Annotated in this window: 19 protein-coding genes; all 19 read left to right on the top strand. The window is 57.9% G+C overall.

Annotation, left to right across the window (positions count from 1 at the left end):
• Positions 1-24: 24 nt before the first annotated feature.
• The 19 genes from Q7U39_14405 (at position 25) to Q7U39_14315 (ending at position 20721) form a co-directional block, all read left to right on the top strand.
• Entirely contained in the window at positions 25-1320 is a 1296-nt protein-coding gene (locus tag Q7U39_14405; GenBank protein MDO9119148.1) for a nucleotide sugar dehydrogenase, read from the top strand.
• Positions 1321-1570: 250 nt separating this feature from the next.
• Complete coding sequence (locus tag Q7U39_14400; protein ID MDO9119147.1) at positions 1571-3916, top strand: secretin N-terminal domain-containing protein; 2346 nt, start codon at positions 1571-1573, stop codon at positions 3914-3916.
• On the top strand, positions 3913-4419 hold the full coding sequence (locus tag Q7U39_14395; protein MDO9119146.1) for a type II secretion system protein: 507 nt from the start codon (positions 3913-3915) through the stop codon (positions 4417-4419). The genes Q7U39_14400 and Q7U39_14395 overlap by 4 nt, the downstream gene beginning before the upstream one ends.
• Positions 4394-4795 carry a prepilin-type N-terminal cleavage/methylation domain-containing protein gene (locus Q7U39_14390; GenBank protein MDO9119145.1) on the top strand — a complete coding sequence of 134 codons (402 nt, stop codon included), beginning with the start codon at positions 4394-4396 and terminating at the stop codon, positions 4793-4795. Before Q7U39_14395 ends, Q7U39_14390 begins: the two co-directional genes overlap by 26 nt.
• 176 nt (positions 4796-4971) lie before the next feature.
• Complete coding sequence (locus Q7U39_14385) at positions 4972-5655, top strand: LysM peptidoglycan-binding domain-containing protein (protein MDO9119144.1); 684 nt, start codon at positions 4972-4974, stop codon at positions 5653-5655.
• Positions 5656-5693: 38 nt separating this feature from the next.
• Positions 5694-6908: a type II secretion system F family protein gene (locus Q7U39_14380; GenBank protein ID MDO9119143.1), complete on the top strand. Its 1215-nt coding sequence runs from the start codon at positions 5694-5696 to the stop codon at positions 6906-6908.
• A 61-nt stretch (positions 6909-6969) separates the two neighbouring features.
• A complete protein-coding gene (locus tag Q7U39_14375) occupies positions 6970-8694 on the top strand; it encodes an ATPase, T2SS/T4P/T4SS family (protein ID MDO9119142.1) in 1725 nt (574 codons plus the stop codon).
• Positions 8695-8808: 114 nt separating this feature from the next.
• Positions 8809-9687: a hypothetical protein gene (locus tag Q7U39_14370; protein ID MDO9119141.1), complete on the top strand. Its 879-nt coding sequence runs from the start codon at positions 8809-8811 to the stop codon at positions 9685-9687.
• Positions 9684-10307: a PilN domain-containing protein gene (locus Q7U39_14365; protein ID MDO9119140.1), complete on the top strand. Its 624-nt coding sequence runs from the start codon at positions 9684-9686 to the stop codon at positions 10305-10307. Before Q7U39_14370 ends, Q7U39_14365 begins: the two co-directional genes overlap by 4 nt.
• On the top strand, positions 10308-10877 hold the full coding sequence (gene pilO / locus Q7U39_14360; protein ID MDO9119139.1) for a type 4a pilus biogenesis protein PilO: 570 nt from the start codon (positions 10308-10310) through the stop codon (positions 10875-10877). It abuts the gene before it with no gap.
• Positions 10878-11468: a hypothetical protein gene (locus Q7U39_14355; protein MDO9119138.1), complete on the top strand. Its 591-nt coding sequence runs from the start codon at positions 10878-10880 to the stop codon at positions 11466-11468.
• Between the two features lie 3 nt (positions 11469-11471).
• Positions 11472-12101: a type II secretion system protein gene (locus Q7U39_14350; GenBank protein ID MDO9119137.1), complete on the top strand. Its 630-nt coding sequence runs from the start codon at positions 11472-11474 to the stop codon at positions 12099-12101.
• 148 nt (positions 12102-12249) lie between these two features.
• Positions 12250-13584, top strand: a complete 1335-nt coding sequence (locus tag Q7U39_14345; protein ID MDO9119136.1) for a glutamate-5-semialdehyde dehydrogenase — start codon at positions 12250-12252, stop codon at positions 13582-13584.
• 69 nt (positions 13585-13653) lie between these two features.
• Complete coding sequence (locus Q7U39_14340) at positions 13654-15357, top strand: hypothetical protein (protein MDO9119135.1); 1704 nt, start codon at positions 13654-13656, stop codon at positions 15355-15357.
• Between the two features lie 48 nt (positions 15358-15405).
• On the top strand, positions 15406-16098 hold the full coding sequence (locus Q7U39_14335; protein ID MDO9119134.1) for a hypothetical protein: 693 nt from the start codon (positions 15406-15408) through the stop codon (positions 16096-16098).
• A 237-nt stretch (positions 16099-16335) separates the two neighbouring features.
• A complete protein-coding gene (locus tag Q7U39_14330; protein MDO9119133.1) occupies positions 16336-17532 on the top strand; it encodes a response regulator in 1197 nt (398 codons plus the stop codon).
• Positions 17533-17840: 308 nt separating this feature from the next.
• Positions 17841-18383 (top strand): bifunctional pyr operon transcriptional regulator/uracil phosphoribosyltransferase PyrR, encoded by a 543-nt coding sequence (gene pyrR, locus Q7U39_14325; protein MDO9119132.1) that lies wholly within the window; start codon positions 17841-17843, stop codon positions 18381-18383.
• Positions 18384-18396: 13 nt separating this feature from the next.
• Positions 18397-19317, top strand: a complete 921-nt coding sequence (locus tag Q7U39_14320; GenBank protein MDO9119131.1) for an aspartate carbamoyltransferase catalytic subunit — start codon at positions 18397-18399, stop codon at positions 19315-19317.
• A gap of 117 nt (positions 19318-19434) precedes the next feature.
• On the top strand, positions 19435-20721 hold the full coding sequence (locus Q7U39_14315) for a dihydroorotase (GenBank protein ID MDO9119130.1): 1287 nt from the start codon (positions 19435-19437) through the stop codon (positions 20719-20721).

Here is a 20721-nt window from a genome sequence, read left to right as displayed (position 1 = left end):
CAATAGATGGACTTTGGAGGAAGTATGGGTAAAGAGCAGGCTCGGTCAATTGCTGTCGTTGGGTTGGGATACGTGGGCTTGCCCATTGCCGTGGCGTTCGGCAAGCAAGGCCCGGTCGTTGGATTCGATATAAACAAGGCCAAGATTGCGGAGCTGCGGCGCGGGGTCGATCGAACAGGCGAAGTGTCAAGCGCAGATCTTAAAGCTTCACAGGTGCAGTATACGTGGGAGCCGGCGGAGCTCAAGGCTGCTGATTTCATTATTGTCGCGGTACCGACACCTATTAATGAAGCGCTTCAGCCTGATTTTACAGCCTTACAGAAGTCGTCCGAGCTGATCGGCTCGAACTTGGCTCCGGGCACCATTGTTGTTTATGAGTCGACGGTCTATCCCGGCGCTACGGAAGAGGTGTGTTTGCCCATCCTTGAAAAAATGTCAGGGATGAAGGCCGGGGTCGATTTCAAGATCGGATATTCTCCGGAGCGTATCAATCCAGGCGACAAGGAACATACTCTTGAGAAAATCATCAAGGTCGTATCAGCGCAGGATGCTGAATCGCTGGAAATCGTTGCGAAGACCTATGAGACAGTGGTGAAAGCCGGAATCCACCGCGCGTCAAGTATTAAGGTGGCTGAAGCGGCCAAGGTGATTGAGAATACGCAGCGCGATCTCAATATCGCGTTGATGAACGAGCTCGCATTGATCTTCCATCGGTTGGGAATTGATACGAAGTCGGTCTTGGAAGCTGCAGGCACGAAATGGAATTTCCTGAGATTTTCACCTGGCTTGGTCGGCGGCCATTGCATCGGGGTGGATCCCTATTACCTGACGGCGAAAGCCGAGTCGGTGGGGTACCATCCTCAGGTGATTCTTTCAGGCCGCCGGATCAACAATGGCATGGGAAAGTTCGTCGCTGAGCAGACGATGAAGCTCCTGAGCCGGCTTCCACGGCCGGTCAATGAACTCAAGGTCGCGGTGCTCGGATTGACCTTCAAAGAGAATGTGCCTGATCTTCGCAATAGCAAAGTCCCGGATATCATCAACGAGCTTCTTGAGTATGGTGTGCAAGTGGTTGTGCACGATCCGATCGCAGAATCGGAGGAAGCTGTGCATGAGTACGGGATCAAATTGGTTGATTTGAAACAGATCAAGGATGTTGACGGGGTGATCGTGGCGGTGGCTCACCGGAGTTTCCTTGAGATGGGGCTGAGTGAACTGTTAAAGCCCTTGCGTGATCAGAAGAGCGGAGTCCTGATCGATGTGAAGAGTATCTTTGACCCTTCACAAGTCCCTTCCTCAATAAAGTATTGGCGCCTCTAGATTAGTGGGGACGGCTGATACGGTTTTCAGCCGTCCCGTCCCTCAATCATTGCTCGTACGCTCTCAACTAACGAGTGGGGACGGACCTGTAGGCTCCAACCTTCACAGGGTTCCTCGTGCTACTGCCTATTGACAAGTTCTTTCTGAACTTCTCAATATGTAGTATAAGTAGCCAGATGTATCTGGTATCAAACTTCCATCCTTCCGGGCTGTTCTTCTGCTGGTCTAATGAAAGGCTGCTGGCATTGTGATGTGGAGTCTACTGATTCGCGTCGATAGGTTTTTCCCCCACTCAGGGCAAATTGCCCCGGTGCTTTTGTCTCTTGTTCTTCTTGCGGGTTGTCTCGCCTCTCAGGACGCGAAACGCGGCGATCAGCATTTGGCCGCCGGGAATTGGGAGGAGGCCAGTCTCGCCTACAAGGAGGCCCTGAAGAATGATCCGTTTGATCCGGGTCTCACCAGCAAGTACGCGCTGGCGCGAGAACGAGCTGCGGGCCTCTACCATGAACGCGGAGAGGCGTTTCTCAAAGAACGGCAAATGGATCTGGCGATTGAGCAGTTCAAACGGGCACTGACGATCGAGCCTGCCAATCTTGTTCATCAGGCCAGTCTGGCAGAAGCGACCCGCTTGAAAGAGTCTCGCTCGCATTTCCGTGAGGCCGAGCGGCTGGCCCAGCTCGGTCGAACAGACGAGGCGATGGGAGGCTATACCAGAGCTGCGGAGCTGGATCCTACCTTCAAAGATCCGCTTGAAAGTATCAGCCGGTTGACGGAAGAGCAGCAGGCGGCCATGCGCGGCGACCGCCTGAAGCAGCCGGTGACGATGCGATTCAAGAACGCAGGGATCAAAGAGGTATTGGAGGGGGTGGCGAAGGTGGGCGGGTTCACTCTGATCTTCGATAAAGATGTCCGGAACGATCCGATTTCCATCGGAGTCCAGGATACGCCATTTGAGGATGCGCTGAACTTGATCTTGAACAGCAATAGTCTCTTCTCCAGGCAGGTCTCGCCAGGAGTCCTCATCATCAGTCCAAACACCAAGCAGAAGCAGGAGCAGTATCAGGATCTGATGATCCGGACGTTTTATCTTTCGACGGCCAAGGCCAAGGATATGTTGGTGCTGCTCAAAAGCATGCTGGACTCGAAGCGGATGCATGCCAATGAACAACTCAATGCCATCGTAATCCGCGATCAACCGGAGAAGCTGGATCTCGCGGAGCGGATCATTCTTTCCAACGACCGGCAAGAGCCGGAAGTTCTGTTTGATCTTGAAGTGCTGGAAGTCAATCGTACCAAGAACCAAACGTACGGATTGAATTATCCCAAACAGGCCGGCGCCGGACTCATTCCTCCCGGGTTTACCGGTGCGCTGGCGGCAGATCCCGTCCAAATGACCTATCGCCAGCTGACGAGCCTTGGGCCTGACAGCTATCTGTTTCGTCTTCCAACGAGTGTTTTGCTCGATTTTTTCAAGCAGGAATCGGACGCTAAGACACTGGCTGCGCCAAAGGTGCGGGTGGTGAACAATAAGAAGGCCGAGATTAATATCGGAGACAAGCAGCCGATTCTCTTGTCGACCACCAATGTGTTGCCTGGACAGGCGGCAACCGGGGCTGTGCCGACAACCTCAACCGTCACGTCGATTGAGTTTCGGGACACCGGAGTCAAGCTTACGGTGGAGCCATCCATTCGATTGGGCAACGAACTTTCCTTGAAGATGAAAGTTGAAGTGATTCGCATCGGCGACCAGGTGACCTTACAGGCCTCGCCGCCGATCCAGCAGTTTCGTTTCGGCAATCGATCTGCGGAAACGACACTCAATATGCGTGACGGGGAGACCATCGTGCTCGGCGGTTTGATTCAGGAGGAGGATCGCAAGACTCGCGTGACCATGCCGTGGATCGGCGATCTGCCTCTCATCGGGAATTGGCTCAGCTCATTCAAAACGGAACGGGTGACGACCGAAGTCATCTTGACGATTACCCCTCGTATCATGCAATCCCCGTTGGCACCCGGATCAACCAACCAGGCCTTCTGGTCCGGGACTGAGACAAGTTATGCGACCACGCCGCTGTTCTCTAGTGCGCCGAAAAAAACGCTGGCCCATCTTTCCGGCAGTCAGACCGGACTCGGATCACTCGCTTCCAACGGTATACGGTCCAAGAGCGACAAAACGTCAGCTGCTTCTCTGATGAAGGCCGCAGTCAGTGGCCCGATCCTTTCTATTCAGCCCGGCGATGCGGCGGTCCAAGTCGGAAAAGAGATCAAGCTTTCGATCTTGGATGGGCGCCTTCAGGCATCGGCCGATGGTGTCTTTCAGCTGGAATACGATCCGCTGGTGTTGCGCTTCAAGCGAATCGGCGATGCGGAGCTGCTTGATGCGGCGGCCTCTGGAAACGATGGTGGGGGTGAGGACGCGGGGAGGTTGACGTTTCGTCTGTCTAAAACGGACAGCCGCGCTCCTCGATCTGTGACCGTAACATTTGGGGCTGTTGCCGTCGGTGTTTCTCCGGTGAGGGTCGAGCTTGCTGCGGCTGATCGGGACGGTGGGGCGCAAGCGACCGAAGTCGGGACGGGGGTCGTGAGGGTCCGGTGAAAGAGTCTGGGGTCACGCTTCTTGAGCTTCTTGTCACCATGACGATCGTCGTGATTCTCGCCTCAATCGCGATGCCTTTGAGCAAGGTCACGACGCAACGGCGGCAGGAAATCGAATTGCGCCAGCAGTTGCGGACCATCCGAGCGGCCATTGATACCTTTAAGTTGGAATGGAATCGGGATGGCGATGCGCTGCTTGGGCCTGTTTGCCTGAAGAACAAGCTGACCTGTAAAGATGTGACCAGCATCTACGGGTATCCCAAGACGTTGGATGCGCTTCTCGGGGTCAAATTGACCGGGGAGGAAGCGACGGTTCGCGGAACGACGATGCGGCGGTACCTTCGAGGACTGCCCGTCGACCCGCTTACCGGGAAGAACGACTGGATACTCCGTTGCTACAAAGACAGTCCGAAGCCGTCGAGTTGGTGCGGGGAGGATGTCTATGACGTGGTCACCCAAAGTGAGGCCGTAGCGCTGGATGGAACGAAGTATCGAGATTGGTAGACGTGGCGCACTCAACGCAAAGGGTTTTACCCTTATTGAGTTGATGATCGTGATTTCGATTATCGGAATATTAGCCACGCTTGCGGTGCCGTCGTATCAGTCTTCGCTAATCAAGGCGAGGGAGACCGTGTTGCGGCAGGATCTGTTTACGATGCGGGAACTCTTGGATCACCATCGGGCCGACCATGGGAAATATCCAACCAGTCTGGAAGGGCTTGTGGTGGCCGGATATCTGCGGTCGATTCCCAAGGACCCGTTTACGAGTTCTTCCACGACGTGGCAGGAGATCATTGAGCCTACGGAGGGTGGCATCTTTGATGTCTACTCCGGGTCTGATCTTGTCGGAACAACCGGGACCGCCTACAATCAATGGTAATGCTGTCTATGCGCACATGCTTGCTTCATGAATCGCCTGTCCGGGTTCCTCGTCTTAGGTGGCGGAGAGGACTGGGGGCATGGGCCATCTGGTTTCTGCTCGGGGGGACAGGTCTTGTCGGGTGTGGACCGCTTGAACCTATCGTTGAGCAGGAGGTATCGGACCTTCAGCTGACGGTGGATACGCTCAAGACCTCGCTCCGTGATTCTCAGCGCACGATTGGGGAGCTTCGCTCGGAGCTTGAGTCCAGGCGGCAAGAGCTCGCGGATTCCCAAATTGCTCGCGCCCAGATGGAAGGGCGAATTCGAGAGGCGGAGCGGCGGCTGACGGAGGCGCGGCATATCATTGACCTTCAGCGCGAAGAACTGTCTTCATCCCGGACTGAGCGGCAACGGGTCTCGCAGGCCGGCACGGCGCTCCAGAACCAGTTGAAACAACTCCAGAAACAGCTGGCGAAGATGGGAAAGCAGTTTGAACGCGGAGGCGAAACCGGTGCCGGTGCCGCACCGGCCAATCTATCTTCGACAAACGCTCGCCCGCCTGCCGTGCGTCCTGTCAACATGGATTCATCCCATCATGGCGATGAGAAGACGCGCGTGGCGGTGGCTCCGGCTGAGGCGCTGCCATCCGACGCGATCGTTGATGGCGGAGAGCGTTCTGTGGCGGCGGCCGACTATCCCGCCAGTCTCTCGGTGAAGCCGGGGGATACTCTATGGAGCATTGCGCAGCGATTTCATACCACGGTACAGGAACTCATGGCGGCGAATGAGTTAGCCGATAATCGAATTCTCATTGGGCAAGCACTTCGGCTCCCCAGCCGTGTCGCATCCGGGACGTCTCCACTCGATAAGGCTGAGTAACCAGACGCCCCATCTCCCGGGGACGCAGGTACCTATTCATGGCCATCTTCACCTACAGAGTTGCCCGGTCTGACGGCTCGATCGTTGACGGGCAGATCGAAGGGGCCGAAGAAGCCGCGGTGCGTGGAAAGCTCGAGTCTCAAGGCCTCTTGGTCTTCACACTCCATCAGCGAAGCGGTGTGGCTTCGGGCCATTCTGCCCCGAGTCGGTCCTGGGGAAAGCTTCCTCTCGGAGAGTTTCTGATTTTCAACCAGGAGTTTCTGGCGCTGGTGAAGTCGGGATTGCCGGTGTTGCGAGTGTGGGAGTTGCTTATCGAGCGGGCTCAACACACGGGGTTTCAGCAGGCGTTGCGGGATGTGCGGCAGGATATTCGAGGAGGGACGGCGTCGTCCGACGCATTGGCCAAACATCCAGCCTATTTCCCTGAGTTGTATATCGCGACGGTTAAGGCGGGAGAGCAATCGGGTAATCTTCCCGAGGTTCTGCAGCGATACATCGGCTACCTCAAGCTGATGATGGCGCTGCGGCAAAAAGTGACGAAAGCCCTCTCGTATCCGCTGTTTTTGGTGTTGATTGGAGTGGGCGTCATTGCCTTCTTGCTCACCTATGTGATGCCGACTTTCGTGTCAGTGTATGGGGAGAATGCAAAGACCCTCCCCTGGGCGACTCAATTGCTGATGGATATCGTGCAGCATAGCGAGGCGCAAGTAATCCCGGGGTTGCTGCTGGTTGGTGTAGGCGGGCTGGCCTTGCGGGCCTACTATACGACTCCGACCGGGCGATTCACGATTGACCGCGTTTTGCTCGCGCTCCCATTGATCGGGCCGATTATGGTGAAGCATCACACGGTGCAGCTGACCAGAACCCTGGGGACCATTCTGGCCGGAGGCACGCCTCTGGTGGAGGCGTTGCACATCGCGCGCGGCGCGGTCTCCAATCGCTGGGTGCAGGCCGGTTTGGATGAGGCGGAAAGCGAGATTCGTGAAGGGGCCACGCTGGCGACTGCGCTCGAGCGTCCGCACATCTTGCCGAAGCTGGCGATCGAGATGGTGTCGGTCGGTGAGGAGACCGGTTCGTTGGAAAGTATGTTGCGAGATGTCGGAGACTTTTACGAGGCGGATCTCGATACACGGTTGTCTCAATTGACCACGTGGATTGAGCCGGTTTTGTTGCTGGTGATGGGAGTCCTCGTCGGAGCGATCGTCATTGTTATGTACCTGCCGGTGTTTCAGATGGCCGGCACGATTGGATAGGGCATCATGAAGGTCGTTTCTATAGGCGCGGAGAATGGTGTCCGGAGGGGTGAGGTGTGTAGTGGCTCGTAGTGTGGCCCGTCCCACGTTGTTGGAGGTCTTGGTTCGCCATGGCCTTGCTCGTGAGCCGATTGAGCAGGCGCTTCGCCGCTTAGGTGGAGTGTCCCTGGCGCTCGGTCAAACGCTGGTGAGCGAAGGAGTGCTGTCGGAAGAGCAGCTGGCCAAGGCTCTGGCCGAGCAGTACGGACTTCCCTACGAACCGCTCACCGATTATCGCGTCGATCCGCAGTTCTATGAATCCATCTCCGTGAAGCTCATGCAGCGCCATCCGTTTGTGCCGATGGGGGAGCGGGCAGGTGTTCTGACCATTGCCATTGCGGATCCGCAGAATGTACTGGGATTTGATGAGCTGGAATTGCTGATCGGCAAGCCCCTCGCGCGTGTGGTGAGTTCGCGGAGCGCGATTCTCTCCGCGCTTGAGCGAAGTGAAGGTTCGAGCCAGGCGTTGCGAGAATTAGAAGCGGAATACCGGTCCGTTCTGGTCAAGGAGGACGACCGCGGGGAAGAAGTGCTCACCGTCAATCATGTGGCCGAGGATCAAAGCCCGGCCGTGAAATTGTTGGACTCGATCCTGCTCAGCGCGATGCAGCGTCGCGCGAGCGATATTCACATCGAAGCATCGGATCGAGCGACGAAGGTCAAATTGCGCGTGGACGGCATTCTCGTTCCGGCCATGGAGCCCTTGGACGTCCGCCTGCATGCACCCTTGGTGTCCCGGCTGAAGGTTATGTCGGAACTGGATATCGCGGAGCGGCGTGTGCCGCAGGACGGCAGTTTTCGTATGCGGTTGGATCGGAAGACCGTCGATTTTCGCGTGTCTATTCTCCCCAGCGTATTCGGTGAGTCCGTCGTCGTCCGCATCTTGGACCGGGAGGCGATTACCACCGGAGTCTCGGCCCTTCGCCTGGAGCGGTTGGGTTTCAATCCTGAAGATCTGAAGCGGTTTCGTCGGGCGATCGTCAGGCCCTACGGGATGGTCTTGGTGACCGGGCCAACCGGAAGCGGGAAAACGACGACATTGTATGCCGCGATTTCAGAAATGAATACGGCGGAAGATAAGCTGATTACCATTGAAGATCCTGTCGAGTATCAGCTGGCTGGGGTCGTGCAAATTCCGGTCAATGAAAAGAAAGGGCTGACGTTCGCGCGAGGGCTCCGATCCATCCTGCGTCATGACCCGGACAAGATCATGGTCGGAGAAATTCGTGATGCGGAGACCGCGCAGATCGCGATTCAGTCGGCGCTGACCGGACATTTGGTGCTGACGACGGTCCATGCGAACAATGTATTCGATGTCATCGGCCGATTTGCCTCCATGGGCATCGATGCCTACAATTTTCTCGCGGCGTTGAATTGCGTGCTGGCCCAACGGCTGGTGCGGATCCTCTGTCCCTCGTGCCGGGTGCCGGTTGTGGCTGAACAATCGCTTTTGGAGGATTCAGGCCTCGACTATGAACAATATAAAGATACCCCTTTCTATCAGGGAAAGGGTTGCTCGAATTGCATGGGGACCGGGTATCGCGGGCGGAAGTGTATTACGGAATTTCTGGATCTGACGGATGAGATCAAGGAAATGATTTTGGCTGAGCGGCCTTTGTCTGAAATCCGGTATCGTGCCGTGACGGACGGGATGATTACACTGCGTCAATCCGCGATCAAGAAAGTATTGCAGGGAGAGACCTCGCTGCGTGAGATCAATCGTGTGACCTTCAGCGAGGAGGGGTGAGGGATGTGGGGATGGATGAGCGGTCGGCCGCGACAGTGTCTCAAGATCGGTGTGGAGTCTGTGGCATGGGCGGAGGCGCAGCCGGATTGGCGTGGCAGGAGTGGCCATCGGTGCGTGACATCCCCGCTTCCTGATGGAGCGGTCAAACCCTCGCCGGCTGAACCGAATCTCGCTCAGCTGACTGTCGTGGAAGCGAAAATTCACGCCTTGGTCGGTCCTCCTCATGACGTTCGGATTCTAGGGCATGCGGTGATGGCCAACTGCCCTCGCCCAGTGACCCTATTGCTTCCGGATGCGGCGGTGCGGGCCGTGGTGTTGCATCTGGACCAACTGCCTGCTCGAGCGGATGAGCGCGACGCGTTGATTCGCTGGCGATTCGGGCAAGAACAGCTGTTCCCACTCACCGGAACGACGATGGTTTCTCAAGTATTTAGCGGACCCCCACGTGCCACTGGCTCGGCGCAGTCTGTCCTGGCCGTGGCGGTCCATCAATCCGTCTTGCGTCAGTATGAGTCAGTGTGCGAAAGCGTCGGTTTGGTCCCACGGGATGTGGGGCTCACGAGCCTGCGTCTCTTTGATCTATGGGTCAAGATGGCCGGGCGGAGCGGATGGGAAGGCGATGATCTTCTGTGGATCAGCCTGCTGGATCGAGCGTTGACGGCTATGGTGTTTCAGCAGGGTCGCCTGCTGTTCTATCGCTGCAAGTTATTGACCGCTGATGCCCTGAGCGGCACCGATGCCGGATTGCAGAAGATCGCGGAAGAATGTGCCGCTTCGGTGGAAATGTGCCAGCAGCGCCATTCGGGAGTGTCGGTGAAGCGTGCCGTGCTGTGTGCCGATGATATGGTGCCCTTGCATGAAAAACTCGAAGAGCATCTGGCGCTGTCCGTTGAGTCCCTGGGCTGGGAAGATATTGAATCGCGTGGATGGGGGAGCGGGGACCATCGTCAAGGCGTAGATTCCCTGGCCGCGCTGGCGGGAGTATTGTCATGATGGCGGCCCTTCGAGACGGCGTGAGCCGCGTCGCCGATCGCGTTGCGCGTGTCATGGGCTTTCGTCGATATTTTCAGATTTCTCTCGCCACTCGATTTCGATGGTATCTGCTTCCGCTCCAGCTTGGGCTGATGGCCGGTTGTTTGGCGTTCTGTGTGGCGATTGTGTGGAGTATCGCCCGGACGGTCCTCGGGTACCAAGATGTTCGGCAAATGAGCGTAGAGCTGGAGCATGTTCGGCAGCAGGATCAGCAGCTTATGGCCGAGGCGACTCAAGAAGGGATCGATCTATCCGAGCGGGCGCTGCAGCAGTTGCCTGCAGAAGTCGCATTGGCCAATCAGCTGCTTGAGAAGCGGACCTTTTCTTGGACGGCGTTTTTGGCGGGGTTGGAGCAAGCGATTCCGCCACGGTTGGCGCTCACCAGTGTCCGGTTGGAGTCCGGAGGGTCTCTCGTGCATTTGACCGGCTCGGCGACGAGTTTGGAAGATCTCACGGCATTTACCGTGGGGTTGCAAGACCATCCCAAATTCAAAGACCCGGTGCTAGCTCAGCATCGAGTCGGGCCGAGTGGTTTGGTGGAGTTCGATGTGACTGTGCGCTATCGGCGGGAGGGCGTGTAAGTGACTGATCGGCTGCAGCGCATGTTGTCCGAACCCTATGCCCCGCTGTTGCCGTGGGTTGGGCTGGCGGCGTTGTTGCTGGCGGGGCTGATGGCGGTCAATGCGTTTGGCGTTCGGGGAGTCGAAGGCGATCGGGTCCAAATCGAAAAAGAGTGGGTGTCTGCGCGCCAGGTTTTGGCTCAGCATCGGGAAGCCAGGAAGGCGCGAAAGGATGTGAGTCAGGTGTGGGCGGTCCTGCCGGTCGAGCGTGACTTTGCTCCGCTGGCCTTGGGGATATCCGAAGAGGCCAAACGTGACCATGTGACGCTGCCGGCGCTGTCCTACAAGACGGAGGCGACGACTGTAGCGAACACGAGCAAAGGGGTGCTCCAGGGTTCCATGACCGGGCGGTATGAGGATCTGAGACGGTTTATCTATGACCTTGAAACGGCGGAGGAGCTGCTGTTTATAGAAGACCTGGAACTTGCCGGTTCTTCTAGTCCGCGCGATCAACAGTTAACCTTTAACATTAAGATTGTGACCTATCTGCGCGGAGAATCAGTGAAATCTACATTGGGCGGACAGCAATAGATGGATGCCAAGCGGAAAGCGCTCATCGCAATCGGACTGGTCGCGCTCTGGGGTGGAGTGGCCTATTGGCAGTGGGGTGCGTTGCCCGATCCGGTTCGCATGCCATTGGCCAATACCTCTGGCCCGGCCTCGTCGCTCGCGCGTCCGCTTTCCCGAACCGGTGGATTGCGTGTCCATCTCGAGCAGTTGGCGTCCGCACGAACCCAGCGCGAGGCGACGTTTACCGCACCTCGAAATATCTTTGCGGCGTCTGGTTTAGATGGAACGATGTCCGCGGCCGGTGACGGATCGGAAGGCGGTCAGTCGACTCAAGTTTCTGAACAGGCATTGCAGCAGCAGGCGGCGTCCTTAGAATTGGATCAATATCGGTATTTGGGATTTGTCCGGATGGGTGAGTCGGCCAAGGGCACCGGCAATACGGCCGTGCTGAGCAAGAATGAAGAGGTGATGATCGGCCGGGTCGGCCAGCGTTTGGAGCGGCATCTTGAGGTGAAAGCCATCACTCCGGACAGCGTGACGCTTCGAGATACTCAGGCGCGGGTCGACCACAAGGTTCCCCTCACGGAGGATGCGGAACAACCGCAGCCATAGCCCATGCGAGGGTTTGTCTTCAATGGCAGAGGATCTGAGCGTGGATTTTCCTATGTCGTCTTGATGTTTGCCATCGTGCTCATCGGCCTCGGGATGACCGTGGCGGCACGGCAGTGGAAAGTCATGATACAGCGCGAGCTGGAGGCGGATCTCATTTCTAAAGGCATTGAGATTCAGAACGCGTTGGCGTTCTATTCGGCCAGCATGAAAGCGGGACGAGTGGTTCCGGGAGAAGTGTATCCGCAAACACTGGCCGAGCTCACCCGATTGCCCAAGCCGTTTCTGCGCAAGGTCTATGGAGATCCTGTGGGGCATGGCGACTGGGAGCTGGTTCGTGCCCCGACCGGTGGAATCATGGGAGTGAGGAGCAAGAGCAAGAGCCTGCCGATCTGGCAACACAACTTTCCTCCTGCGGTCAGGCATTTTGACGGGCGCAAATCATATTATGACTGGGTGTTTCAGCATCCGAATCCGTCTATGATATTGATGGGGATGACTGGGATGGGGGCCCCGGGACCAGGATCAGCCGGGCAGCAGGGGGCTTTCTCGGGAATGGCTCCGATGTCCCCTCAGAACCCCGTCGGCACGACCCTGCCTCAGGCAGGACCTTCAGTCGCCCCACCCGCTCCCTAAACTGGCATGTGAATCATCGCCAGTCTTCGATTGAACTCTGAAACTGTCTGCATTGGGTTTTCGATGGCGCAGGATGGTGCCTTGACCGCCTTCAAACGCGCGCGGTATCCTGTCGCCCGTTCACTTTTACACAGAGAAGGCGATGCGCATGATCTCCGACGAGGAACAGCAGGAATTAGCCCCCGTTGATGCTCCCGAGACGAAGGACGTTCAGGAAGTCCCGCCGCTTTCCATACCCGACTATGTGCATGAACTGGTCACGCGGGCCAGGCAGGCCGCCGGTCGTCTCGCGACGCTTTCCACAGTCGTGAAAAACAATGCCTTGATCGCCATGGCCGATGCGCTGGATGAGAAGCAGGCCGCCCTCATCGAAGCTAATGAAAAGGATGTCGAGGCCTTCGGGATGGACCCGGACAAGGCTGCGATGGCCGACCGCCTCCGGCTCACCGAGCAACGGATTGCCGACATGTCGGCCGGGATCAGGGAAGTCGCAAAGCTGCCGGATCCTTTAGGCGATATGCCGAAGATGTGGACCAGGCCGAACGGGATGCAGGTAGGCCGGGTGCGTGTGCCGATTGGGGTCATCGGTATCATCTATGAGTCGCGTCCGAATGTCACCGCCGATTCTGCTGCGCTTTGCTTGAAGTCCGGCAATGCCTGTGTGCTGCGCGGCGGGAGCGAGGCCATTCATTCGAATACCGCCATTGCGGCCGTGTTGGCCGAAGCCGCGGAGAAGGCAGGGATTCCCGCAGGCGCCATCAGTTTTGTCGATCGTCCGGATCGGGAACTTGTGCCGGTCTTGCTGAAGCAGGATCGCTATATCGACCTCATCATCCCTCGGGGCGGTCCTTCCCTCATGAAGACGATCGCCGAGCATGCCACAATTCCGGTCGTCAAGCACGATGCAGGGATCTGTCACATCTACGTGGATGCGGATGCCGATCAGGCCATGGCCGAGGCGATCTGTGTGAATGCCAAAGCCCAGCGGCCTTCGACCTGTAATGCCATGGAAACCCTGCTGGTCCATCAAACGATCGCACGGACGTTTCTCCCGCGCCTCATGGAAAAGCTGCAAGCGGCCAAGGTGGAAGTGCGCGGTTGCCCCAGGACCTGCCAATTGCTGCCGGACGCGAAACCGGCGGCCGACGATGACTTTGGAAAAGAGTTCTTAGAGTTGGTCCTGGCCGTGAGGGTTGTGAAGAACATGGACGAGGCGATGGAGCACATTGCCAAGTACGGGTCGCAGCACACCGAAGCCATCATCACAACCAACTATCAGCGGGCCATGCGGTTCCTGCGGGAAGTCGATGCGGGGGCGGTGCTGGTGAATGCGTCCACGCGACTCAATGACGGCTATCAATTCGGGCTCGGTGCCGAGATCGGCATCAGTACGTCCCGCATCCATGCCCGGGGTCCCATGGGGCTGGAAGAGCTCACCTGTTCGAAGTTCATCGTCCTGGGGAGCGGCCAGATCCGCGAGTAAATGGCTGGCGACCCTGTTCGTACCGCACTAGCGTGTTCCGACTCTCTCCGGTTTCCTGCCAATCAGACGTTGACCCGTCAATTTGACCAGTCCGGCGGAAATATCGTTCGCCAATCCACCGGACATCTGGTTTTCTATCGGCCCGATGGCCGGCGGTTTCTTGCGACTGATCCCGAGGGCCATCCTCTACATGAATGCGAGTGGGGCCTGGATGCTCGTGGAAGAACTGTACTGGTTCGTGCGCGCCTTCGGCTGGATTGGGGGCGGTGGGTCGGGTTGAAACCCGGCGGACTGGTCAATGAAACCCGCCTCAATCTGGCGACAAAACCGGGCTGGCAGCGCCTGAAAGCGGAAGATCTACGCCACATGGCGGCGCAGGCGATGCGGGTGCCGATCGAAGAGGTCCGGTTCTTCTACGGCGACGAAGATCTGGTCATCGATGCGCATGGACAGGCGACGATCCGGCATCGGAAAGATGCGTTTTATGTGCTGGAAGACGGCACGTTCGAATCGGCGCGCTTCATGTCCTGCATGGGGGCGATGCATTGGGACCAGATTGATTTTCTGCCCGTCGTTGAACTCTTCAAATCGCTCCTGCCGGGCACCGGGTCGGCGGCGTTTGAACTGATTCGCGGACTCTACGACGACCAGAACGAGGGGCAGCCCAGTCCGCGCCCCTTACGCTATCGCGGCATTCCGACCTATCCATCCGAAGCGGCCTTTCGTCTCTTCAGCAGTTTCTTCACGCCGCAGGCTGACGCCGGCGGAGATCCTGTCGCGCTATTCATGGACCCCTCCCGCTCTCATCGGGTCACGTGGCTGCCGTCGCCGTCGCCTCCGCTACGCTATTTTGATGAGGCCCATCAGCTGTGTGTGACGGTGCAGGGAGATGTGTTGCTGAAGGCGACCTGCGCCGATGATGGCATGGGTTTGTCGTACGTGAATCCCAAGGGGCGGCGAATGGTGGCCTGGGATCGATCGGCTGTCATCGTCGACGGTGAGCTACAGTTGAACGATCGAGAGCACCGGAGAGCGTTCTCGCTCACGAGCGATCTGGCAAGGGTGAGGTCTTCATCTTCAGTGCCTGCCTCCAGTCCCGTCGATTGGCGCTCGGTATTTCAGTCTGGTCTTCCCGCTGTCCGACCCGGAGAAGTGTTTGGAGCGGTGCTCTTGTATCCGGGGGATGAAACACCGGTCGGAGAATTGGCGGCCCAACCGTTTGTCGCGGACTATCTGCAGGATCTCGCCGAGCAGGATCGCGAGATCGGGCAGATACTCATGAGGGCAGAGCGCATCCTGATCGACAACGGGGATGCGGTGATTTCGACCTGTGTGCCGTTCGATCGCCCGCGCGAAGTTGTCGCGCACATTTCGCACCCGCCCTTCGCCTACAAACAGGCGCAGCAGCTTTGGACTGTGTGCGCTGAATTACAGCGTTGGGAGTGGCTGCAGCGAACCCGATTCATGCTCTCTTCCGTCACATCCCAAGCCGAATCCTATGATCTGGTCTATGCCTGGATGCCCTATGACGAGTTTGACCAGGCAAGCACCCTGACGATGCGGATACGCGCGCTCGCGCAGCGGGTCAAAACGGGTGGCAATGCGTTTATCGTAGGGCCGGCGCGAACGGGTGATGAGTTGAGCCGAGCCGGCTTGCAGCGCTGCTGGGACGAAGCGGTTGAGCGACTCCCAACATTTGCCATGCATAAGACGATTGTGCCGAAAGCCAGATTGCGGAGCGGGCTGACGCTGTTTCATGTACGCCGGGCCTAGCCGATAGCCCCTTGCGCTGATCCGTCTCCTTCGATTACTGTCAGGCCTATGAGTGAGCCAACCACAGAGCAAGTTCCGGCTGAGGATGGCGGAGATAAGGTCGTCATCTACTGGGAGCGGGAATATTCGACCGCGTTTCCGCCGGAGCGGCTCAAGCTGGATTTCAATCCTCACCGCCCGATGTTGAACAATATGACGCTGGATGAGCAGCGAGGGCTCGCCGCCAGCGGGTACAAGGTGTTGCCGGACGACTGCGGGCCGGTGCGCACCGTCGGCAGTTATGGCTGGCTGATCCGGTGCCCGGCGGATATCAAGTTGCGGCGGACGGCTGATGGGGTCAGGTGGCAATCGCCGCCTATCCAGCCGGAAGAGCGGCTGCTCGGATACAAATCGTTTTCTGGGACCTACGTCGATCTGATTCTCAACAGCGGCTATCCCAAGCTCTGTTGCGGCATTCGGTTTTACTATCCCAAGCATGTCGGGCTGATGATGAAGGACATTCCCAACCACTTCTATCATTACCCTGAGCGCACCTATGCCATCTGGGAAGGCATTAAGACCCAGGAATACAAGCGAACCCCGAATCAGTACGATTGGCTGCCGGACTATGAGGCCTTCACAGCCAATTTTCTGCTCCAGCTCCACAAGCCTACGACCATCAAGCGTGGCGATCCCATCGGATTAGTGCTTCCTGTCATGCTGCCCAAACAATTTTCCCTCGAAGAAATCAAGCGCCCCTAGCAGGATGCTGAAAAAGTCCGCCAGCGGCGTTCTCGCATCGCTCAGAGGCTCAACGTACGCGACAAAGTACGATTCGCCTCTGGGCTCGCTGCGGCCTTGCTGACGGCCATTTTGAGCATCCTGCCGTGATCGGTGGTCCAATCCTGTCCGCTAGTTTCTCGATACCTTTCTTCCCTCAAGTGTTTTTCTCAAAAGCCGATACTGGTAGTGGTTCGGCACGCCGGGAGGGGAGGAGCCATGCGGAAAGTCTTATTCGTGGATGACATGCCGGAAGTCCTGCGCATGTTGAAGCGCACGCTCGATCCGATCAAGGGCGAGTGGGACATGCGCTTTGTGGAAAGCGCGCCGGAGGCCCTAGCCGTAATGGAGCAGGATGCGTTCGACGTGCTGGCGACCGACATGATCATGCCGGGGATGGACGGGTTCCAACTGTTGAAGGAAGCTAAGGCCCGGTATCCGCAGATGGTGCGCATCGCCTTCTCCGGGCAGCAAGGGCAGAGCCTGGGCCTGCGCTCGACCGATCTGGCGCATCAGTTTCTTGAAAAGCCCATCGATGCGCAACTCCTGCGGTCGATCATGATCCGCGCCTGCGGGCTGCGGGCGCTGTTGTCCGACGACAACGTGCGCAAGATCGTCACAAATCTCAAGTGCCTCCCCAGCCTTCCGGTGCTTTATAAAGAATTGACGGATGAGATCCATTCCGGCGATGCCTCGCTCAAGAAGATCGCCAAGATCATCTCCAAAGATATGGCGATGGTGACCAAGATTCTCCAATTGGTGAACTCCGCCTTTTTCGGATTGCGCACGACGGTTTCGAATCCCGAGCAGGCGGTCGCGTTGCTCGGCAGCGACACGATTCGCGCCCTCGTGTTGTCGATGCAGGCCTTCTCCCAGTTCGATGCCAAGGCGTTGCCGGGTTTTTCGCTCGAAGCCTTGTGGCAACATGGACTGAAAACCAGCGGCTATGCGAAGGCGATCGCAAAGGAAGAGCGCGTCCCGCAGGCCATGATCGACGATGCCTTCACGGCGGGACTGCTGCACGATATCGGCATGCTGGTGTTGGCGAGTAACATGCCCGACGGGTACAAACAGGTGTTGGGACTTCAGAAGGACAAGGGCCTGCTCGACTGGCAGGCCGAGCAGGAGGTCTTCGGCGTCACCCATGCCGAAGTCGGTGCCTATCTGTTGGGACTCTGGGGAGTCGGCGAAGCGATCGTCGAAGCCGTCGCCTATCACCATCGGCCATCCGCCTGCGACGAGTTGGCGTTCAGTCCCCTCACCGCGGTGCATGTGGCCAATGGGCTGGCTGAGAGCGAGCAGTCTGCTGGAGAGGGAGCCACATCTCTCCCCATCGATGAAGCCTACCTGACCAAGCTGGGCAAATTGGATCAGCTTGCAGCATGGAAAGAAGCCTGTCAGCCGGACGAAGAGTAAGATAGACTTTTCTTCGCCCGCGCCGGCTCAGTGACGGAGATGCGTCACGTATCAGGCGAATGGGTTTCGCTGCTCGGTTACGTACGAATATGACGTGGATTCGACACTTGGATCAGAATCACGAAGCTTGACAGTCGGGGCGCGCCCCAGTAAGATCCAGCTGCCTTTAATGCTCATCCTGAGAGGTGAGTAAGGAGCTTCTATGACGGCGATCTCCGGCTACGGCCGGTTCCCACAACCGAACCTTCTTGCTGAGCACAGCGAGAGGGTTTTTTTATGTCCACAATTCAGGAATGGTGGGATCTGTAATGAATCGTGAGCAAGAGCGGTTGATTATGGATGCCGGCGATATCGCTCGGGCGCTGACCCGTGTGGCGCATGAGATTCTGGAGCGGAACAAGGGCGTGAAGGATCTGGCGTTGGTCGGGATCCGCACGGGCGGAGTGCATCTGGCCCATCGGCTGGCGAAACGTATCCAGGAGATCGAGCAGGCGCCTGTGCCGATCGGGGATCTCGACATCACGCTCTATCGTGACGACTTGTCATTGCGCAAGGAGCAGCCGGTGCTGCGCACAACCTCGGTGCCGTTCGATATCTCCGACAAGATTGTCGTGTTGGTGGATGATGTGCTGTTTACGGGGCGAACGATTCGTGCCGCGATGGATGGCTTGATGGATCTGGGGCGCCCGGCTGAAATTCAATTGGCGGTCCTCGTCGACCGTGGACATCGGCAACTGCCGATCAAGGCCAATTACATCGGGAAGAATCTCCCCACGTCGCGCGACGAACAAGTGCAAGTACTGTTGGAAGAAGCAGGCGAAGATGATCGGGTGGTAATCCTGAAGGCCTGATGCGGAGGATGCCATGAGTCTCAAACATAAAAATCTGCTCAGTCTGGCACCCTTGTCGGTGGAAGATATACAGCTCATTCTTGAGACGGCCGATTCGTTCAAGGAAGTGAGCGGCCGCGAGATTAAGAAGGTGCCGGCGCTGCGCGGGCGGACGGTCGTGAATCTTTTCTTCGAGCCGAGCACGAGAACGCGCACGTCATTTGAATTAGCCGCCAAACGGCTGAGTGCCGATGTCATCAACTTTTCCCCTTCTTCGAGCAGCGTCGTCAAAGGGGAGACCCTGCTCGATACGGCGCGCAACATTGAGGCCATGCAGGCGGATATTATCGTGCTCCGCCATTCGTCGGCGGGAGCGGCTGAGACCTTGGCTCGCGGGGTGAAATCTTCGGTGATCAATGCCGGCGACGGCTGGCATGAACATCCGACCCAGGCGCTGCTCGACCTGTACACGATTCGTGAGCGAGGAATGGCGTTCAAGGGATTGCGCGTGGCCATTGTCGGGGATGTGGCGCACAGCCGGGTGGCGCGGTCCAATATTCTGGCCTTGACCAAGCTGGGCGCGGAAGTCCGTGTGGTGGGGCCGCCGACGATGATTCCTTTGGGGATTGAAAAGATGGGTGTGCGGGTCTTCCACCATCTCGACGAGGGCCTGCGGGATGTGCAGGTTATCATGATGCTGCGACTCCAGTTGGAGCGGCAGGGACGGGCGTTGTTCCCGACCATTCGTGAGTATGCGCGTCTGTACGGGCTGACGTCGGAACGCGTGAAGATGGCGGATCCGAAGGCGATTGTCATGCATCCGGGTCCGATCAATCGCGGGGTCGAGATCGCGCCGGAAGTCGCGGATAGTCTGTCATCGGTGATCTTGGATCAAGTCGCGAACGGCGTCGCTGTTCGCATGGGTGTTTTATATCTCATGTCAGGAGCGAACTAAATCCTGGCGATAGTGACTCAGGGTGGGCAGGTGATCGATCACGGGATTTTGGATCAAGCGGCGAACGGCGTTGCCGTTCGCATGGGCGGCCATCTTATATCAGGAGCAAACTAAATCGTGGCGATATTGATTAAGGGCGGACAGGTGATCGATCCGGGGCGCGTCAACGGTGTAGCAGATGTTTTGATCGATCAAGGAAAGATCGCGGCGGTGGGGGCAAATCTGAAGGCTCCCGCCGGTTGTACGGTCATCGATGCCAAGGGGCAGCTGGTGTTGCCTGGTTTTGTCGATTTGCATGTGCATTTCCGTGAGCCGGGGTTCGAGTATAAAGAGACGATTCAGAGCGGCAGCGCGGCGGCGGTAGCTGGCGGATTTACGACCGTCTGTGCCATGCCGAATACGAAGCCGGTGAACGACAATCAAGCAGTGACGGAGTTCATGATCGATCGGGCGCGTACGGCGGGGTTGGCGAATGTCTTGCCCATCGGAGCGATCACGAAGGGTTCAGAAGGCAAGGAGTTGGCGGAGATCGGCGATCTGCACCGGTCCGGTTGTGTCGCGATTTCAGATGACGGTAAGCCGGTCATGAACAGTCTCGTGATGCGGCGGGCGATGGAATATGCGGTGGCCTTTGACATCCCGGTAGTGGATCACTGCGAGGATCTGCATCTGGCCGAGGGCGGCTGCATGAATGAGGGGTTGATCTCCACCGAGTTGGGCTTGCCCGGGATTCCAGCCGCCGCGGAAGACGTGATGGTCGCACGCAATCTGTCCTTGTCGGAACTCACCGGGGCACGCTTGCATCTGGCCCATATCAGCACGGCCGGGTCGGTGCGGATGGTGCGCGAAGCGAAAGTGCGCGGGATCAAGGTGACGGCAGAGGCCTGCCCCCACCATTTCACGCTCACGGAAGATGTGGTGCGCGGCTACAACACGCTGGCGAAAATGAATCCTCCGCTCAGAACCGGCGAGGATGTGCAGGCGATTAAAGAAGGGTTACGGGACGGGACGATCGACGTCATCGCTACCGATCATGCGCCGCATGCCACGCAGGAAAAACAGCAGGACTTTACTGAAGCCCCATTCGGCATTGTCGGCTTGGAAACGGCGCTCTCGTTGACGCTGGCCTTGGTGGATGAAGGCGTACTGACGCTGGAGCAGGCGGTTGATAAGCTGGCGACCGCTCCGGCTGTGGCGTTCGGGCTCAAGAAAGGCACGCTGGCCGTCGGGGCCGATGCGGATGTGGCGATCGTCGATCCTCAGGAGCAGTGGCAGGTCGATCCCAGCAAGTTCAAGTCGAAGAGCCGGAACACGCCGTTTGCCGGATGGAAGGTGAAGGGGCGGGTCAGAACGACGATCGTCGGCGGGCGGGTGGTGTTTGAAGCGACTCCAGCGGAGCGGTAG

Origin of the sequence: Nitrospira sp., assembly GCA_030653545.1 — a bacterium.
In the GTDB taxonomy this organism is placed as follows: Bacteria; Nitrospirota; Nitrospiria; order Nitrospirales; family Nitrospiraceae; genus Nitrospira_D.
The sequence above is the reverse complement of the archived record's forward strand: the minus strand, read 5'-3'. Positions and strand labels throughout refer to the sequence as shown.

Excerpts from the sequence above, each read along its gene's own strand:
- Q7U39_14320 (MDO9119131.1), top strand. The coding sequence starts at position 18,397 with ATGAGTCTCAAACATAAAAATCTGCTCAGTCTGGCACCCTTGTCGGTG.
- Q7U39_14390 (MDO9119145.1), top strand. The coding sequence starts at position 4,394 with ATGGAACGAAGTATCGAGATTGGTAGACGTGGCGCACTCAACGCAAAG.
- pyrR (MDO9119132.1), top strand. The coding sequence starts at position 17,841 with ATGAATCGTGAGCAAGAGCGGTTGATTATGGATGCCGGCGATATCGCT.
- Q7U39_14350 (MDO9119137.1), top strand. The coding sequence starts at position 11,472 with ATGCGAGGGTTTGTCTTCAATGGCAGAGGATCTGAGCGTGGATTTTCC.
- Q7U39_14345 (MDO9119136.1), top strand. The coding sequence starts at position 12,250 with ATGATCTCCGACGAGGAACAGCAGGAATTAGCCCCCGTTGATGCTCCC.
- Q7U39_14335 (MDO9119134.1), top strand. The coding sequence starts at position 15,406 with ATGAGTGAGCCAACCACAGAGCAAGTTCCGGCTGAGGATGGCGGAGAT.
- Q7U39_14405 (MDO9119148.1), top strand. The coding sequence starts at position 25 with ATGGGTAAAGAGCAGGCTCGGTCAATTGCTGTCGTTGGGTTGGGATAC.
- Q7U39_14355 (MDO9119138.1), top strand. The coding sequence starts at position 10,878 with ATGGATGCCAAGCGGAAAGCGCTCATCGCAATCGGACTGGTCGCGCTC.
- Q7U39_14380 (MDO9119143.1), top strand. The coding sequence starts at position 5,694 with ATGGCCATCTTCACCTACAGAGTTGCCCGGTCTGACGGCTCGATCGTT.
- Q7U39_14365 (MDO9119140.1), top strand. The coding sequence starts at position 9,684 with ATGATGGCGGCCCTTCGAGACGGCGTGAGCCGCGTCGCCGATCGCGTT.
- Q7U39_14400 (MDO9119147.1), top strand. The coding sequence starts at position 1,571 with ATGTGGAGTCTACTGATTCGCGTCGATAGGTTTTTCCCCCACTCAGGG.
- Q7U39_14330 (MDO9119133.1), top strand. The coding sequence starts at position 16,336 with ATGCGGAAAGTCTTATTCGTGGATGACATGCCGGAAGTCCTGCGCATG.